The organism is Polycladospora coralii, assembly GCF_014773435.2.
GTDB classification, from domain to species: domain Bacteria; phylum Bacillota; class Bacilli; order Thermoactinomycetales; family Thermoactinomycetaceae; genus Polycladospora; species Polycladospora coralii.
Genome location: NZ_JACXAG020000001.1, coordinates 585765 through 604191 on the forward strand (window position 1 = coordinate 585765; position 18427 = coordinate 604191).

Here is an 18427-nt window from a genome sequence, read left to right on the forward strand (position 1 = left end):
AAACCATACACCCGGCAGTAATGAATGAGGGGCACTAATGCCCTAGAGCCCCTCTATATTTGGATAAATCTTATGCCTTAGCGTCTGCGGCTTTAGCTGCTGTTGCTTTAGCTGCTGTTGCTTTAGCTGCTGTTGCTTTAGCTGCTGCTGCTTTAGCTGCTGCTGCTTTAGCTGCTGTGGCTTTAGCTGCTGTGGCCTTAGCGTCTGCGGCTTTAGCTGCTGTGGCTTTAGCGTCTGCGGCTTTAGCTGCTGTGGCTTTGGCGTCTGCGGCTTTAGCTGCTGTGGCTTTGGCGTCTGCGGCTTTAGCTGCTGTGGCTTTGGCGTCTGCGGCTTTAGCTGCTGTGGCTTTAGCGTCTGCGGCTTTAGCTGCTGTGGCTTTAGCGTCTGCGGCTTTAGCTGCTGATGCTTTAGCTGCTGTTGCTTTAGCTGCTGATGCTTTAGCTGCTGATGCTTTAGCTGCTGATGCTTTAGCTGCTGTGGCTTTGGCGTCTGCTGCGCGTGTTTCCTCTAAGCTTTTTTTCAAGTCTGCTGTCTGGATCGGAGTAGCTTTCATGCTCATATTTTTAACCTCCAGTATAATAAATGTCGTTACTTTATTAAAATTAATAAAATAACTTGAATTAATGTTATAACATTTATAAAATAGTGTCTATAATAATTATCTTAAAGTTCATTAAGATTAGTATTTTCTATTTATAAACAAAATGGGAGTTGGAGCTAATGAATCATTTACAGTATGAAAACATCAAGATCGGTGATCAAACCTACTTAGACACTGTACGTGAACTGCTCATTCATGATCGTTTTAGTATCTCCTTCTCACGCCTTGAATTTCGTATTCTCTTTCGTTTAGCCCAGCAACTCGGACAAGCTGTGACCGCCGAAGATTTGATTCAATATGCTTGGGGCACGCTTCATGTAAGTAACGGTATTCTATATGTTTACATTAATCGCATTCGAAAAAAGATTGAAACACAACCACACAAACCTCAGTTTTTATTGGCACAGCGAAGTATTGGTTATGTCCTCCACCCTATTAACACCTGAACATATCCACATTTAAGACATGAATCTCTATATCATTCAAAGAAATATATGCATTCCATTAAGCTAAAATGGGAAATTTAACAAAATACTACTTCTTTATTTACAATATTTAATTAAAAACGTAACATGTTCTCCACTTCAAAATTAAACATGTCAAAAAAGTAGATCTTCATTATGTTTGAATTGATATATTGCTTTTTTTAACATTTTCTATTCATCATTAGGGTCTATTCTTATACCAGCTTAATTGAGCATCTGGCATATTGCCTCTTATATATTTGTAAAACATACCCAATTTAAAACTTGCTAATTAGATAAACATGTTAAATGATTATGCTCATTTGACATGTTTATTTTTAAGGCATACAATAACGACATATTTATCTATTTTTAGTAATAAGTTTATTTACTACTTTTCACCTCTGGAGGGAGCATTAGCCGTGATCACTAGTATTTATGAAACGCATTTACAAGTGAGTCAACTAGACCAATCGATACACTTTTTTGAAAAACTGGGACTTCAGCTCGCCCACAAAATTAAAGAACGACGCGTTGCATTTTTCTTTGTAGGTCCGAATAAGCAAATGTTAGGTATATGGGAAGTGCCAGAAGGTCAAACCGTACAGAAAAGTCATTTTGCTTTTGGCGTATCACATCAAGATATTGAAAAGGCGATTCCATGGCTAAAAAGTATAGGGATTGAACCACAAGCAGACTTTGGTAAGGAACCGATTGAACCGATCGTACATACATGGATGCCTGCTGCATGCGTCTACTTCCTTGATCCAGATGGAAACAGTTTAGAGTTGCTGACTTTATTAGACGATACACCTATCATCACAGATGATTTTCCATATTTAAGCGAATGGAACAAAAGGAAAAGTTAACTCAAAGAATAATCCTCTTGCTTTCAAGCGTGTTGATTCAATACGCTTGAATCTTACTTGAACGAATGAAGTAGCTTACTCTAAGTGTGCAATATCAGATTATTTAGAATTGAGTCGCTTCTATTTGGGTAAATGTTTGACATGCAGATCTACACCCATTCCTTTCCCTGTTGCTTGCATTACAGGTTCAGCTTCACAAGTGAAAACAGCATCGTACTTACCATTCTTGCGAATGATGGTTGATATTTTGACCTTTCCTTCCATATGTCTATGATATTTAATACCAATATTCTCGTTCTGAGATCGTTTCACATATTTCCCATTAAGTGTGCCCTCGATAAAGTCACACTTTAGTTGCGTGTAGAAATTTTCATAAAAATGAACGCTTCTACGGTATGATAATTCCACTTCTGTTTAAATACATCCTATGTTACTGTTCAACAAATTACGCCAGTTGACTATTTTTAGAGGATTCTTAGTTTAAATACATCCTATGTTACTGTTCAACCTTCTTCCTGTAATAAGCTAGGGTCTAATTCAGTCAGTTTAAATACATCCTATGTTACTGTTCAACCCCGATCAACACTAGGTTCTTGATTTCTATCATATCCCATAATGTTAGGAATCACAAGGGTTTGAGGGGGTTTATCCCAACCTACTGAGCTCTATTTTGATACAGTTGATAGAAGGAAGAAAAGATCAGTCATAGCAAGGGTTACAGCCGATTTGGTCGAAAATGAGGTTGGGATAAAATCGTTAAGGGGGAAGACGAAATCAAGTGACAGTTGCACCCAATACCTAGTTCAGGAGTAGATCGACATAGGTTAATCTCTACTCCTACTATGCATCCTTTTCACTTTAACAAACTCAGAATCGTAGAAACCGTTTGACCTAATGTCGATGTTCCCTGAAGTATTCCACTTATTTTTTCTAACTCTTGATTTAGTTTGTTAAATGCATTTTTGAAACGATTTCCTTTTGTGATGTGCTCTTGGGACTCTTTGGCTGTCTGCATGAGTTTTATTTTTGTCTCATCTGATAGGTCTGATGAGTGGATTAATTGTGAAATAAATTTGTTTAGCTGGGAATTCAGCTCATTTAGATCAATGGAATCTTTGGTGTTTTGGTTGTAATTGATCGTATTATCTCCTTCAACGTAAGTACTGTCACCAGAATTATTAAAGTTTATATTTCTGTTCATTGGTATTCCTCCTCCAAATCACTTCATTCTGCTTCATTTCGATTTTCAATGTGATCTCCCTCAACGTAAGTGGCGGAACCTATATTATTGAAATAGATGTTACGGATATTTTGAATAATGACATTTTTAGGAGTCTCTTGGTTATTTATGAAACTTCTAAGCAATTCACCTTCGTTATATTTTTTTACACTTAAATCATCTATTTGATGATGGTTCATTCTTTCACGAAGCATTCGCGATGGTTCCCCTTGGTTTACGCCAAACTTATCCCAATTAGTGAATAAGATAAAGTGATCTCGCGCTCTGGAAACAGCTACATTCATAAGTTGATGACTACGATCGAAGAATGGTGTGATATTTGACCTTGTATCTGTAGGAGAGAAGAGAATGATATCTTTTTCATCTCCTTGTAAGGCATGAACTGTGTTCACAATGATGTCGTCTGGAAAGTTTACACTATTGAGCAATTCTTTAATGAGTACAGACTGATACTTAAAGGGGGTTATGACTGCTAAGACATCTCTTAAGTTGTTTTTTCCTGAACGCTGTAAAATTTTGTCCCGATTATCTTGTAGCCAATAAACCATTTGCTCAGCTTCTGCTACATTAAAAATTCCTGCATCATTCCGTGTAACTTTGCTATCTATGTGGATATATCCCATAGCATACTGAAAAAGTTCGGAATAACGACTAGTCGTTTCACGTTTATTCACTAGGATACCTCTGTAAGCCAGTTGATTAATGTAGTCCATGATATCTATTACGCTTCTCCGATGATGAAACAAATACATACCACCATAAGGTGGAAATTTTTGATATTTACTGACGTATTGTGCTTTCTCGATCGCACTACCAGTAGATGCTAAGAAGCCATTCTTCTCTAATTTCTCCATTTTCTTTGGGTTACGATATTGTTTTAAATTACTCTTTAAGTTCCCGATGTCAATGGAGTAAGATAAACCCTTAACAATCGGTTCTAACTGATTTTCATCACCAATAACAATGGCCTTTTTAGCAAAGGCCAACGCTGGCACCGCCATTTGTGGGCTAACTTGACTTGCTTCATCCATGATGAGTAAGTCAAAAAAATCAAATAAATAATCTGACTCAAAAACCTTTTTAGTTTTCGTATTCGTTTGCTTCCGTTTTTTCCTCACTTTCATTTTACCTTCTAGCTTATAGAATGTCCCGACCAAGCACGGTGTTATCATGGCATATCGCTTATATTGTTGCATCAATTCTTCTTTTGTTTCTGTATACTTGCGTTTTGCGTTTTTTTGAGGTTTATTTGATTTTACTTCCATTAACCAGCGCGCTTCCCAATAGTGTGTTGCCAATGAAAACATAATATATCTTATGCTTTTATCAAATTGTTCAAGTGCGAATTTCCAAATGGGTATCTCCTTAGTAATCACTACATCTTCGAATTGTGTGTCTAAATAATTTTGTAATTTCAGCTCCAGTTGCTTGTCCATTTTGACGAGTAAATCTTCAGAAAGGCACTTTGACATGATATAAAGAGATGTAGGACAATCTTTTGGTTCGGGATTGTTCTGTTTATAGGATTGCATCGTTTTAATTTGATGAGATCTCAGAATATAGTGGCTTCCTCTTTTTAAAATTCGATTAAATCGCTTTAGTTCTTTGTGAATCCTCCTGATAGCGTTTTCTACATTCGATATCGGTTCATTGAAATACTCTTGGCATTTATTTAGAAACATACGTTCATGAGTAACTAATTTTCTTTCCATATCTTCCATAAAATGATGTTTGGCGCTAATCATTTGATAACCATTTACGTGATAACTCTCAATTTGTTTGGCAGCTGGAAAGCATAATGCAAAGCTGTTAATATCCTTTATCCATCTACCTTGTAGTTTTTCAAAGACGGTTTGATCTATGAATTTATTTATCTTACTCACCTGAGGCGCTGTATTTGACTTAGCAAAGGAATCAATGATGTTCATTATCGCTTTATTGGTATGGGATGTGCAGAAATAGATGGGTGGATCTCCTTTTTGAAGTGCTGCATTTGTCCAATATGATGCGACTATATTTTGAATTAAAGTCGTTTTACCAGTACCTGGTGGGCCATTAATAGCTAGCGTATCCCCTTCATTAAGTGTGAAAAGGTGGTACAGAGATTCCCGCTGGTCGTCAGATAAAGCGTGCTCCTTATTCATTTGCCCTACATGAGAATGTACATTTTCTGTTTCAATACGCAACCTCTTCTTTTTAGTCGGTTTGGTACTAAGAAAGTTGGATAGTAGTTTTGGATGCTTAGGAGATTTGATTAAATCTTCATATATGTGCGCATAGTCTTGTTGTGGTGATCCCTTCAATTTATCTTCATCACGTATGACGATCCAGGAGGAGTTTGTTTTACTAAAACCATCAAAAGCAAATTTATTCATGCTTCTACCTGCTATTTCTTTGTACATGGATTCGGCATACCTCCATGCATAAGACCATTTATTATTTGGTGTGTAGGGCCTTTTTTCAATATATTTATCGAATGCTTTCACATCTCCTATTTCAATTTCTCCATTTAATGTAGGTCTAAGATATTTTCTGAGAATATATGGCGGATAATCATCAATTGGTTTTAACTTTCCTAGTTGGTCAATTTTAGCAGGAATAAAAATAGGTGTAACATATTTTCCTTGGTATTGATAGACCCAAGGACATACAAACAGATCCACAGAACCTTTAAAGTCCCTTTTTTTCTCGTTGAAACTTTGAATATTTCCCGCATTTAATTGACCCTTAGAAACTTCTTCAAATAAAGGATGTAGACCTTGCTTAATGCTCCATTTAAAATCTAGAATATTATCATCGATTAAGCTCCGTCTATAATAACGCAACTGATTATCTCTGTTTTTTTTCAATATAAAATTGTGAATATCCATCTCAACCTCCTCGTCACTCTGAATAACTTAAGTGATTAACATTGTAATCAATCGTAATGTGTGATTCTCTATTTTTTTAAAATATCCTTCATTACTGATTAAATTTATTAGCTACTCTACATCTATATATATTTTAAAATCATTCAAAAAATGATAGATCATGATGTCTAACAGACCTACTTTACGAGGACTGATTTGAACATGCAGGATAAAACAAAACAACCTGAGTCCTGCAACATCCAGCACCCAGGTTGTCTAAATGACTTCATTTTTGCTTCTGTTTCAATACTTCGCGCAGCTGCGTAAGGGTATAGGTATTAATGACATCTTCTTTTTGTAACCACCCTCGTCGTGCTGTGGCAATGCCGTATCGCATATAAGCAAGTCCATCGGTAATATGGGCATCTGTATTGATCGTAAATTTTAGTCCATATTCCTCCTTGGCCCGCTTTAAGGCTTCGTCGTTCAGATCAAGCCGGCGTGGATTAGCGTTTAACTCTAGGATTGTGCCGGTGGATTGTGCCGCTTCAAACAACTTTTCTACATTGACATGGTAAGGATCCCGCTTTAAAACTAAACGTCCGGTTGGATGGGCGAAGATATGTACATAGGGATTTTGAATCGCTTCAATGATTCGCTTCGTCATCGTCTCCTCATCTTGTTTAAATCCACTATGGATGGACGCAATTACGACATCTAGCTCTTTTAGTATTTCATCAGGAAAATCAAGGCTACCATCAGGTAAAATATCCATCTCTGTACCCTTTAGCACTGTAATCCCTTCTAACGCTTCATTCACCCGATCAATTTCTTCCCACTGCTCTTTTAGCTCATCAATACTTAATCCACTTGCTACACGAAGAGAGCGTGAATGATCTGTAATGGCAATATATTCATATCCTTTGGCAAGTGCTGCACGAGCCATATCCATCACACTATCGCTACCATCACTATATACGGTATGCATATGAATATCGCCACGTATATCGGCTTGTTCAATGAGATGAGGCAGTTTCTTTTTTTCAGCCGCTTCTATCTCGCCTCGATCTTCTCGCAATTCAGGCGGTATGTAGGGTAAATCGAGCATCTTAAAAAACGCTTCTTCGCTACCGAAGGTCTTCATTTCTGCTTGGTCTTCTGCATCAATTCCATACTCACTCACTTTATACCCCATTGATTTTGCTCGCTGACGAATCCGTACATTATGCTCTTTAGAACCAGTGAAGTGATGGAGAGCTGATGCGAATTGCTCGGGACGCACTAAGCGAATGTCTACTCCCATTTCAATACCATCCACACTGACTACCACACTTACTTTGGTATCCCCATGATTGACAACCTCAACAACCAAGGGAAGTGTAGTAATCCAGTCAGCAACCGCTTGTGGTGAAGTAGTGGCGGTCACAAAGTCTATATCTTTAATCGTTTCCTTGCTTCGGCGTAAGCTACCAGCCAACTGTACTGCTGTAATCTGTCGATTCGATTCTAACTCGGCTCGCATCGCTTCTGCCACAGTCATCGCTTCATTTAATAGTCTACGATTGGGGCGATTCTTAAATTGAGCAATACCTTCTAATATCTTTTGTTCTTTTTTCGGTCCGAACCCAGATAGCGCCTGAATCCGCTTTTCCTCAGCAGCCTGCTTTAATTCAGCAATTGAAGTGACCTCTAGTTTTTGATATAGCGTATAGATAGATTTTGGGCCTAGACCGGGAATCACCAACATATCGGGTAGACCAGAAGGTAGTTTTTCTTTCAACTCTGTCAATAATGTGGTAGAGCCGGTAGCCATAATCTCTTCAATGACTCCTGCTGTTCCTTTGCCAATGCCGGACAATTGCTCTAATTGATCACGATGATCAGCAAGAGCAACTCGGCTGGACTCCACAGTCCGAGCCGCTTTCCGATAGGCATTTACTTTAAAGGGATTTTCGCCATTTAGTTCCATATAATCGGCGAGTGTCGATAACACTGCGGCAATCGCTTTATTTTTCATTTTATCGCTCCTCTTTTGACACCTTTTTGTTAATTTCACATGTAATTCATTGGGAGTCAAGTGGTAGACTAGTAGTATGTAATTTGAATAAAAGGAGAGGCTTTACTTTGACACACGACAAACCAAAGCAACGTAATTATACACCCTTGATTGTGTTCTTATCCATTCTGATCAATGTTTTGGTCGCCATTTTATTTGTTATGCCCAAATCTGATCAGTTTCAACATTTAGACCTGACCTTTCTCCCCATGATGAATGCCATTTTTAATAGTTTTACGTTTATCTTCTTATTAACCGCTTTAATCATGATTAAACAAAAAAATATTAAACTGCACCGTCGCTTTATCTTGGCCGCATTTACCACCACTACATTTTTTCTTGTCACGTACGTCACCTACCATTCACTAGCAGAGTCCACATCATATGGCGGAGACGGCATCATGAGGTATATCTACTTCTTTATCTTAATCTCACATATCTTACTCTCTATCGTGATCGTACCACTTGCTCTCTTTACAACCGCTCGTGGTCTTAATATGCAAGTTGAAAAACATCGCAAGATCGCACGCTGGACCATGCCACTGTGGCTTTATGTCAGTCTTACAGGTGTGCTTGTGTACTTGATGATTTCTCCCTACTATTAAATGCTTCAAAAAAAGCGACCATTTACTGGTCGTTTTTTTGTTTTCCGTTCATAATAAAAGAGAAAGAATTTTATACATACAAGGGCAGGCATGTCACGATATAAACTGTCCTGATACAACAGATAGAGGGAGAACATCTATGACGATTTTTAAAGATTGGACCACTTTCGAGAAGTATTGGCTGATTACTTTTACATTAATCAATCTGTATCTCTTTTTTGCATGGGATGACTCAATCCTCGGTTTTATTTCCGCATTATCCGGTATGTTATGTGTGGTACTCGTTGCTAAAGGAAAAATTTCAAATTATTACTTCGGCATTGTCCAAACCAGTACCTATGCTTATATTGCATATACGTATGCCTTATACGGGGAAGCCATGTTGAATGCTTTCTTCTATTTTCCAATACAGTTTATCGGGATTTATTTATGGCGCAAAAACCAAACCTCCTCCAGTATCAAAGGAGAGGATATACGCATTAAGCGCATGACCCGTAAAGGATGGATTAGGCTTACATTACTCGTACTCGTGTCTATTTTTCTTTACGCTTTATTCCTCACTAACATTGGTGGGAAATCAGTCTATATCGACTCGACTACCAATGTCTTATCCATAGTGGCACAGATATTGATGATTCGGCGCTTTGCAGAGCAATGGATTTTCTGGATTATGGTCAACATTTTTTCTATCATCCTCTGGTTAACTTCCTTATGGACAACAGGTGGAAATGAGATTTCAATGCTCGTCATGTGGACTGCATTTTTAGTGAATAGTATATACGGTTACATCAATTGGACAAAACTATACCGTCAGCAGAAGGAGGTTTAGTATGACCTATGGTAAAGTTGGTATGTATGGTGGAAAATTTTTACCCTGCCCACACTTAGGACATGTTTATACCATGATCCAAGCCTCTACGAAGGTAGATGAGTTACACATCATCGTGTCGCATGATACTTCTTACGAAAAAAAGCTATTCCTACATAGTCCGCTCGATCCGATCTCTTATGTGAATCGTATACGTTGGTGGATCCAATTGACACGGGATCTCCCCCATGTTCATGTTCATGAAATCTACGAAGAACAGACCGGCTTATTTTCCGATTGGGTGAAAGGCTCTGAAGCCATTAAAAAAGTAATTGGCAAGCCCATTGATGTCGTATTTAGCTCTGAAACCGCATACTCTACCATTTTTGCAGAGCTATATCCTACTGCAAAACATGTCATTATTGATGAAAAACGTGAAACCTATCCCATTTCAGGCACCCAAATTCGTACAGATGGTGCGATCAAGCACTGGCATATGATTCCTAAAACAATTCAACCTTATTTTGCTAAACAGGTCGTTGTGGTCGGTACCGAAAGTTGCGGTAAATCAACGTTAGTCAAAAATTTAGCACTCCTTTTTAATACCGTCTATGTAGAAGAATTTGGACGCACGTTTTATGAAAAGTTGGGTGGCTGTGAAGGATTAACCTTACCAGAGGATTATCCCGAAATCGCCTTCGAACATAAGTATCAAGAGAAGATGGCCCTTCAGCAGGCGAACAAAGTTTTATTTATCGACACGGAAGCTACCGTTACACAGTACTTTCTCAAGCTTTATTTAAATCAGCAGCAAGCTATATTAGACGAATTCATCAAGATGCAACGATATGATTTATGGTTGTTCTTAGAACCCGATGTCAAATGGGTAAATGACGGAACACGTACTTTTGGTGAACAACAGCAGCGTGAGCAAAATCATCAATTACTGAAGCGTATGCTCGATCAACAACATATTCCCTATATCAGCATTTCAGGTAATTATGAACAACGCTTGCAAACTGCTTTGCAACATGTGCATGCCTTATTGGACGAGTAATGCCCCCTCCATTTCGCATGATCAAATGCGAAATGGAGGGATTTCACTGTGGCATTTGATCTGTTTTTACTTTTAATTCATCATGTTCAAATTGCTATTCACTTTGTTTTCTATAATTCCTATTCTCCAACTATTCACTTAAACTTTTTGGGGTTTTTCACATAGCTTTTGATGATAAAACCACAATCCGTACAGAGCGTATACACAATCTCTGAACCCAAGGTCATCAATTTATCTCCTGGTGTCATGACTGCATATCCTGAGTGCTTGCCTTTCCCTATTTCAGTCCCCCCACACTCCGGGCAATTTAATACTTCTTTAGACTCATTCATCAGTTAAACCTCCTGCTCACCACTCAGCTGGTACTAAAAGGTGGGTATTTTTTTGCACTATTATATAATAAAATAAAAGCAACTAAATTTGTATGAAACTTTCAGATAGGAATGATTTTTATGGATATTACGGAATACAATCGAATGTCATGGAATAATCAGGTGGATAGCGGCGATCAGTGGACCCAACCTGTCGATTCAGCAACCATTGCCCAAGCACGTGCAGATAAATGGCATATCGTGCTTACCCCCACGCGTCCTGTTCCTAGAAATTGGTTTCCACCGAACTTAAAAGACAAAAAAGTCCTCTGTCTGGCATCCGGTGGCGGACAACAAGGACCGATACTGGCCGCAGCAGGCGCAAAAGTAACCGTATTGGATAATTCAGATAAACAGTTAGATCAAGATCGCTTTGTTGCTAAACGAGAACAATTAGACATTGAAACCATTAAGGGAAGCATGACAAACCTCTCCATGCTTGCGGATGAAACCTTTGATATAATCATACATCCTGTATCCAATGTATTTATTGACAATGTATTACCGGTTTGGCAAGAAGCTTATCGCGTATTAAAAACAGGCGGATCGCTCCTCGCTGGCTTTACCAATCCGATTCTCTTTTTATTTGCTGAGGAAGCCGTCGAAAAAGGCCCACTTGAAGTTAAGTATCCAATTCCCTATTCGGATTTAAAACATTTACCATCGGAAAAACTAGCTGAATTACAGCAAAAAAAAGAACCGCTTGCCTTTGGTCACACGCTGGAAGATCAAATCAAAGGACAGCTTGATGCCGGATTTGTCTTATCTGGCTTTTATGAAGATCAAAGTGGATACGATAGTCAGTTAGACTCGTATATTTCTGTATATATCGCAACACAAGCACGAAAGTTAGGTTAGAATGACTAAGGTGATAATAGGAACAACCTGTATGAATTAGTAAGTGAAGGCGATCGAAGACATTACATGTAAATTGAACAATGAAAACGGCTCCTCATAGCGGGAGCCGTTAAAAATGCGGTAAAGAATAATATTAGGCGCTTATAGTCCGTTTCATTTCCTTTCAATCCCCAACTCTTCTAACTTCAGCCACAAACTGCTCATCGCTTCTTCTCGATTTAAGTAAAATTCTCGGCCTCGTATCCGCCAGAAATGCCAGCCCACTCTTTCGAGGTCGTATTGTCGCTGCATGTCTTGCTTCCATTTTTTTTGGTTTTGCCATTTTTCGGTATCACACTCTACGGCTAGGCGCTCTCGTGATCCTTCGATCACCAAGTCAATTTGATGTCGTCCCACTCTTACTTGTGGATATACTTGATACCCGTTTGCTTGTATCATGCGGAACACTTCGATCTCAAAGGGAGATTCGCACTGATCTTCTAATTGGTCGATGATGCGCGTAGTTTGGTGTGGTTTCATACAGTAGCTCAGTAATTGATAACGATAATCTTCTTGTTTTAAATCATCAAGATCGACTGAATGATATAGGCGCATCTGATTTTTAGCCCGACTGGCGGCTACGTTAAAGGTTTGTTGATACGCTTTTTGTGTCAATGCGTTAAATCTTCTATTATTCGCGACCACCATCGATAAAAAGATAATGTCCCGTTCATCGCCTTGAAGATGATAGGCATTTCCACATACAATCCGGCGATGTATGATTTCACTTTCTGAGAGTTGCTCACGAATTTTTTGCTCAATCAAGGTAGCTTGTTTGGTCCCTTGTAATGTGATCACACCTATGGTTTGGTTTTTATAGCGTGGATCAGCGATCAGCTGCTTCATATCTTGCACAATTTGCTCGATTTCTGGTTCATTGACAAAGTGAGTCCCTTCCGTCACATACCCATGTTCCACTTTTACAGTAAGGACAGGAGGATCTATTTTTTCACTAGCAAAAGGTACCCGTAGCGGGATCATTTGACCATCATAACTAAGCTGATTGGAGAAATGAATAATTTCCGGTACACATCGGAAATGCTCTTTAAGGGTTAATCTCCCATCTTTAGGGAAGATTTGGTCTGCAATCTCGTAAAGCGATGCTTTGTGATCAAAAAGGCGCTTATTGGGTACTCCTTCGAGATAATGTTCAATCAGTGCTTCTACATCCGCATCTTTCGTTCCGATACCATAAGGACTTATTTGTTCATCATCTCCGACCACAATCAGCTTTTCTCCTCGTAACAGGAGAGGAATGGACATCAGATCACACTGACTACTTTCATCAAAAATAATGACATCAAATTTTTTGCTGTGGATCGGGAAGTTTTCAATCACTTGTTTTACAGGCATAATCCAGACTGGAATAGCAGACTGTGCTTTCTCCATCTCTTGCCGAATATCTTTTAAATACCGTCTGTTATTCCCAGTTCCTCTACCAAAGCGCTTAATGAAGTTTTTCCACGCGACCAGAGCTCGCTTTTCTTCTTCTGTGATATTTTTCATTTGATTTAACCATGTTGCATAAGCGACAATCTCTGTAATAGATCTTCTCTGATTTACTTGTTCCTGTTTAATATTCCGTTCGAGTCGTAAAGCATCAAAATCGATATCTTCTGTCATCCAATCGTATAAAGACTTCAGATACCAACTCTTTCGTGGTTCTTGCGGAATATCGTGTTCCTTTCCAAACAAATCTATGATATACGCGCCTGTTAAAGGTGCCACTTTTTGTAGCGGCGCATACAGCTTATCAAAGCGAACGACAGCTTGTTTCTTAGAAGTGATGTGTTGTAGTTGATGCGTGACTTCCTCCCATTTGACTGAATCAGACCCCAGTATAGCTTGTAAGAATGTATTTACAATCGGGTGCATGCGTTCTTCGTCGCGTAATGACTTCAATTCACAAACATAACTACCGTACTCCTTCTCCCACTGCTCATAGGACAGCACGGTAAACATTTGCTCCACTGTGGTTTGCAAATCGATGTATGTTTCGTACTCCAACCATTCATCATCACCTATACAAAGCGGCTCACATCTTTGCTTTAGTTTTTCAATAAAGATCCCTAAGCGAAGGGTTCTGTCATAGGTTTCCAGCTCTTGATTGATGTTTCGAACTAACCCTTTATCTTCTAATTGGACACATGCACCCTTAATCTCTTGCATGTGTGCATTCCATGTTTGCACAAGCTCCTTTCTTTTTTGCCTAAACTCAAGAAATGACGTGATTTTCTCAATTTCTTCCAATGTAAATATAGGCTTACCATTTAATACCGGAGTCGTCCACAAATATTTCGATTCTTTTCCTTGCATCATGCCAAACCACATGCTCACCTTTTTATGCTTACGTAAATGATCATAGTAACGGTTTACGTCAGCCTCCAACTCGAAAACTTCCTTATTAGGCAGTGTAATCTGGTCATGAATCGTATTTTTATGTAATACGAGCAAATCGGCACATTTTTTCTTAATATCAGCAAAAAAAGATGTCCAGCGGGTTCTTCTTGGTCCGTGAGCTAAGTAATCATCTAAGATATGAAAATGCGGGCTATCTTTTTTGAAATGATCCCGATACTTTATGATTCGCTCTAAATCATCATGAACTTGTTGGGTAAAATGCTGGTCATGCGGAAACTTGACTTTTTCTACTTCATGAATCGCACGCTCATACCCTCTTTTTAAAACTTTACCTTTTGCTAACCATCTCTTCATTTCAGTCGGATGTTTAAACTGTTTCTTGTGCGGAAGCACCAAATCTCTCAATTTCAAATCCTCTATAGAGAGTATACCTCTTAATTGCCATAGTTCTTTAAATTCAAGCTCACTGATCGGAAAATTGGAATGAAGAGGGACGTGATCTTTGATCCACTTGAAGTCAAGCATTTGTGTGCGCAAGGTCTCGGCCACATCCGCTTTCGTAATGGTTTGTCCTTTAAAATCGATCACCGACTGCTCACGCTTGCAGTAAAACATCAGCTGGTTTTGATAATTGGCTTCTCGTTTTCTACTCATCAGCAACTGAGACTGTGCTCTTTTTAATTCCGCCTCATAAAATTCCGGTGAAACATTTCCTAATTTTTCGGAAATGGTCTTCACCGATTTTTCAATATCTCGGAGTGCATCTTTGCCTCCTCCTAATACGGAAACACACAAGTCTCGAATTTCAGCTGGAATTTTCTCTTTTAGCACTCGTAGTGCATTCTCTTTTTGGCTAGTGATTAACACTTTTTTACCATGGGCTAATAAATGTGAAACGATATTGGCAATGGTATGTGTCTTCCCTGTTCCTGGTGGCCCTTGTACACTTACACCATGATTAACCGCCAAACGTCGTACGATTTCTTTTTGTTCTTCATTTGCTGGTAATGGAAAGTAGAGATCCGAGGCAATTTTATCCCATTTTAATGCATGGCTATCGTCTACTTTTACTTCATTTCCTACGATCGCATCAATTGGTGCGGGAACCGGATTTTGCTCTTCTAAATAGGAAATAATCTGCTCTAAATCTTGCTGATAAATATGGTGATCTTTTTTTCTGACTAAAAGAACATAATCATCTAAATCGCCTACGGGCCCTTTTTCTGAAATAGCAGGTCCATCTTTTGATATTACATCTGCACCCATAACATGTAAAAAATGGCTTGCTAGATCCGTAATATCCTCGTGTAGCACATCTCGATAACGGGCCAATCGATCTATCTTTTCAATCTCTTCAATTTGCGGAAGTTGGATTCCGCTTAATATGCTAAGTTGTAATTGATAACCTCGGTTGATCGGCTTAACTTTAATCACACCGCGCTCCATGTCTAGTTCAATATCTAATTTAGCTATGAAAAGCGGATGATAAATAGAATCTGCCTCGCGTTGCCACATTAACGTCGTTCTTCCTAAGAATAATTCGACGCCTTCTCCTGCTACATAAATACGATGATGTAGCTTCGAAAAGGTGTCATATAACTTCTTCACTTGGTTCTGCATACGAAGTTCGCTTGCCCATTGCTCCCACTCTAACTTCCAGTTATGAAACTTTTCTAACCTTTGTCTATCTTCATCAAAAGATACCTTCACTTCATCTGTACCCTGAACGAAAACTATAGGTGATGGTTGCTTTAATTCATCCGTTTCCTTTTGATAGGGATACGAAATCCATTCTTTAATGGCATCATCAGGTTCTGGTGGGGATTGTACGTTTTGGAGAATATGAGGTCGATGAATTTCAAGTATCGCTTCCGCATCATCACCTTCTCCCATCAGGTACACCCCTTCGCCTAAGCACTCGAGCACTTCTTTTGAAAACGTGTTTTCATACTCTTTTACATCGCGAATCACCTGAAAGCGTAGATTATTCACTGCTCGTAAGTATTCAAACAATCTCCTCGGTTTTTCATTCAAAATCTCGCACCTCACCTAACATCCTGTATTATATATACTTTATATTTTACCAGTTTATGAGATTTGCTGCGATGATTCAAAATGAAAAAAGTAGTTATTTATCTACTTACAGTTAGTCTTGTAACTTTTTTGTTTGATATTCCCATTGTATACACCTTTTAACTTCACCTAATAGCTTTTGAATATCAAAAATCACTAGGTATAATTTGATCAATATGTATGACATTATCTTTAATGATAGATGGCTGTTAAGCACACCGGATTGTTTCCTTTAATATAATAGCTGATAAGAAGGAGAACAGAATTCTTTAAAATTCATAAACGTAAACTTTTATTCAACCATTTCTCTGGCAAGGAGCACTTTGAATGGCCTCACTAGGTCAGAGAGATGTTTTCGATGGCGGAGGGTTAGTTTACGGTATTAACATTCTTATTGTAGCTGATAATTCATTGGTTCCTCTTCTGTTGGATAGCAATATAACCTCAGGAGTGTATTTAATCGGTCTAACATTTGTACAGCAACTGTTAAAACAACACTCTAAATATTAGTGAATAAATGCTATAAGCTACCAAAACTAGTTCCAATCGTTTACAAAAAGTCATTATTAACTGATAAGGATTAATGCATTTAGAGGTTCAGAAAGCTGTTAATACATTCGTTTAAACTAATATTGTACACGGAGTTAATTCTGAATTGGTTTGAAATATAATAGATTTACAAAAAAAAATCATTTACATTATTTAATTATCGTAGTATAATTTACATCCGCTTCATTAAAAAAAATATAAGGGAGTTGTTTTTTTCATGTTAAGATCTGTCTATGCAAAGTTTGCTCTTTCATTCATGTTAATTTTGGCAGTTAGTTTCTTTAATGTTACAAACGCTTATGCTGCGATCAAGTTTACCACGAACATTTCTACTGATAGCTATTTCCATTTGAAACTTGACGGAAAGACTTATTCTTCTATTGAATTTACCTTTAATGATTTTGAACAATTGGATGGTCTTGAAATTTCTACGTACCATGCAAGTGATGCCGATGAAACTGCTAATCTTATTGACACCATCGTTTTAGATGGAGATACATCGACTGCTTATTTTGAAATCCCGCAAGATTCCGTTTATAACATCAAGATGGCTAAGTTAGATAATGTTAATTTCGTCAGTGGTTCATGGGAAGTAGGCCGTAGATAATCGTTAAGTTATGAAAGATGATAAAAGGAATAGAACTACTCCCCTCTTGAGTAGATATGGGGGAGTAGCTTTTTTGTAGGAAGCAGACACATAAGAAATGAGAAAATCAGTTAACGATTACTAAAAATCCAGCTTATGTTAGGTCTATGTTTATTGTATTCCTACGCAATTTAAAGAAGCTAGGCGTGTGGTTATTCCCACGTACCTAGCTTCCTTTGCATATTTGTTGTTAAATCTGGCATCGTTCCTAAAGTTGCTTGAGCAAACATGGAGTTTTTAACTACGGTCTGCCCTATTTGTCCAGGTAGCGCTTGCAAGATATTTAGACTGATAAACAACACTAAGGTGAATTGAAGTATACCAATCATAACGCCCCCTAGACGGTTTGCCGTCGTAATCAAAGGTAACCGAGCTATTTGATTAACGAATGAGATGACTATGGAAAATAGGAGGCGACTCCCCATAAATAGTGCGAGAAATGAAATCCCATAATAAATCCACTGTCCGATTGGCAAATAGCCCCATAATCCTTGATTTAGGTCGATGGGTAATGGCATATTAGCTTTCATCCAAGGTGTCAATTTATCAGCATATCGATAGGCAGCCCATATTCCGATGAATACCCCAACCAATGCACCCATCTGAAGAATAAGACCGCGCTGATATCCTCGAAACAAAGAAAATGCTAAAACGAGCAGCAAGAAAAAATCTAGTCCGTTCATACCATCCTTCCTTTACGGTTCTTCATCCTCAACCAAGTGTAAAATTTCATCATGCTCTTGTTTGAGTTTTAAGTATGCATCTGCAATATTGACAGCTGCAAGGACGGCTAAACGTGTTGTATCTAATTTGGGGTTTTTATCTGCGATTTCCTGCATTTTTTCATCTACATGGTTAGCCACTTGTCGCATATGACTAGGACTTGCTTTTCCTGTCAAATGAAATTGTTGTCCATAAATTTCCACTACTAATTTATTTCGCATCTTGAAGCCTCCTTCACGCAGTGCAGGTTCGTCTCAC

Annotated in this window: 16 protein-coding genes; 7 read left to right on the top strand and 9 right to left on the bottom strand. The window is 38.4% G+C overall.

The window, feature by feature from the left end; all coding sequences use genetic code 11:
- Window positions 1–70: 70 nt before the first annotated feature.
- Window positions 71–559: a hypothetical protein gene (locus IC619_RS03005; protein WP_213260800.1), complete on the bottom strand. Its 489-nt coding sequence runs from the start codon at window positions 557–559 to the stop codon at window positions 71–73.
- A gap of 161 nt (window positions 560–720) precedes the next feature.
- On the opposite strand from IC619_RS03005, the gene IC619_RS03010 reads away from it, so the two are divergent.
- Both IC619_RS03010 and IC619_RS03015 read left to right on the top strand, forming a co-directional pair.
- Window positions 721–1047, top strand: coding sequence for a winged helix-turn-helix domain-containing protein (locus IC619_RS03010; protein ID WP_191138652.1), 327 nt, complete (start codon window positions 721–723; stop codon window positions 1045–1047).
- Window positions 1048–1487: 440 nt separating this feature from the next.
- Window positions 1488–1934 (top strand): VOC family protein, encoded by a 447-nt coding sequence (locus IC619_RS03015; RefSeq protein ID WP_347239751.1) that lies wholly within the window; start codon window positions 1488–1490, stop codon window positions 1932–1934.
- A 120-nt stretch (window positions 1935–2054) separates the two neighbouring features.
- On the opposite strand, the gene IC619_RS03020 is transcribed toward IC619_RS03015, so the two are convergent.
- From IC619_RS03020 to polX, 4 genes are all read right to left on the bottom strand, one after another.
- Window positions 2055–2342 carry a hypothetical protein gene (locus IC619_RS03020; RefSeq protein WP_191138654.1) on the bottom strand — a complete coding sequence of 96 codons (288 nt, stop codon included), beginning with the start codon at window positions 2340–2342 and terminating at the stop codon, window positions 2055–2057.
- Window positions 2343–2787: 445 nt separating this feature from the next.
- Window positions 2788–3135, bottom strand: coding sequence for a hypothetical protein (locus IC619_RS03025; protein ID WP_191138655.1), 348 nt, complete (start codon window positions 3133–3135; stop codon window positions 2788–2790).
- Window positions 3136–3158: 23 nt separating this feature from the next.
- Window positions 3159–6044, bottom strand: coding sequence for a DEAD/DEAH box helicase (locus IC619_RS03030; RefSeq protein ID WP_191138656.1), 2886 nt, complete (start codon window positions 6042–6044; stop codon window positions 3159–3161).
- A 265-nt stretch (window positions 6045–6309) separates the two neighbouring features.
- Window positions 6310–8040, bottom strand: a complete 1731-nt coding sequence (gene polX / locus IC619_RS03035) for a DNA polymerase/3'-5' exonuclease PolX (RefSeq protein ID WP_191138657.1) — start codon at window positions 8038–8040, stop codon at window positions 6310–6312.
- Window positions 8041–8147: 107 nt separating this feature from the next.
- Here polX and IC619_RS03040 point away from each other — a divergent pair, with 107 nt between their 5' ends.
- The 3 genes from IC619_RS03040 (at window position 8148) to nadR (ending at window position 10549) form a co-directional block, all read left to right on the top strand.
- Complete coding sequence (locus tag IC619_RS03040; protein WP_224749695.1) at window positions 8148–8684, top strand: DUF420 domain-containing protein; 537 nt, start codon at window positions 8148–8150, stop codon at window positions 8682–8684.
- Window positions 8685–8823: 139 nt separating this feature from the next.
- Window positions 8824–9513 (top strand): nicotinamide riboside transporter PnuC, encoded by a 690-nt coding sequence (gene pnuC, locus IC619_RS03045; protein WP_191138658.1) that lies wholly within the window; start codon window positions 8824–8826, stop codon window positions 9511–9513.
- A gap of 1 nt (window position 9514) precedes the next feature.
- Window positions 9515–10549: a multifunctional transcriptional regulator/nicotinamide-nucleotide adenylyltransferase/ribosylnicotinamide kinase NadR gene (gene nadR / locus IC619_RS03050; protein WP_191138659.1), complete on the top strand. Its 1035-nt coding sequence runs from the start codon at window positions 9515–9517 to the stop codon at window positions 10547–10549.
- Window positions 10550–10683: 134 nt separating this feature from the next.
- Here the strand turns inward: nadR and IC619_RS03055 are convergent, their stop codons facing one another.
- Entirely contained in the window at window positions 10684–10881 is a 198-nt protein-coding gene (locus tag IC619_RS03055) for a transcription initiation factor TFIIIB (protein ID WP_191138660.1), read from the bottom strand.
- Between the two features lie 120 nt (window positions 10882–11001).
- Here IC619_RS03055 and IC619_RS03060 point away from each other — a divergent pair, with 120 nt between their 5' ends.
- Entirely contained in the window at window positions 11002–11778 is a 777-nt protein-coding gene (locus IC619_RS03060) for a class I SAM-dependent methyltransferase (protein ID WP_191138661.1), read from the top strand.
- Window positions 11779–11931: 153 nt separating this feature from the next.
- On the opposite strand, the gene IC619_RS03065 is transcribed toward IC619_RS03060, so the two are convergent.
- Window positions 11932–16212, bottom strand: a complete 4281-nt coding sequence (locus IC619_RS03065) for an AAA domain-containing protein (protein ID WP_191138662.1) — start codon at window positions 16210–16212, stop codon at window positions 11932–11934.
- A gap of 805 nt (window positions 16213–17017) precedes the next feature.
- Here IC619_RS03065 and IC619_RS03070 point away from each other — a divergent pair.
- On the top strand, window positions 17018–17407 hold the full coding sequence (locus IC619_RS03070; protein WP_191138663.1) for a hypothetical protein: 390 nt from the start codon (window positions 17018–17020) through the stop codon (window positions 17405–17407).
- A 191-nt stretch (window positions 17408–17598) separates the two neighbouring features.
- Here IC619_RS03070 and IC619_RS03075 read toward each other — a convergent pair whose 3' ends face one another.
- Together IC619_RS03075 and zapA are read right to left on the bottom strand one after the other, a co-directional pair.
- Entirely contained in the window at window positions 17599–18129 is a 531-nt protein-coding gene (locus IC619_RS03075; protein WP_191138664.1) for a CvpA family protein, read from the bottom strand.
- 12 nt (window positions 18130–18141) lie between these two features.
- A complete protein-coding gene (zapA, locus tag IC619_RS03080; RefSeq protein ID WP_191138665.1) occupies window positions 18142–18390 on the bottom strand; it encodes a cell division protein ZapA in 249 nt (82 codons plus the stop codon).
- Window positions 18391–18427: the final 37 nt, after the last annotated feature.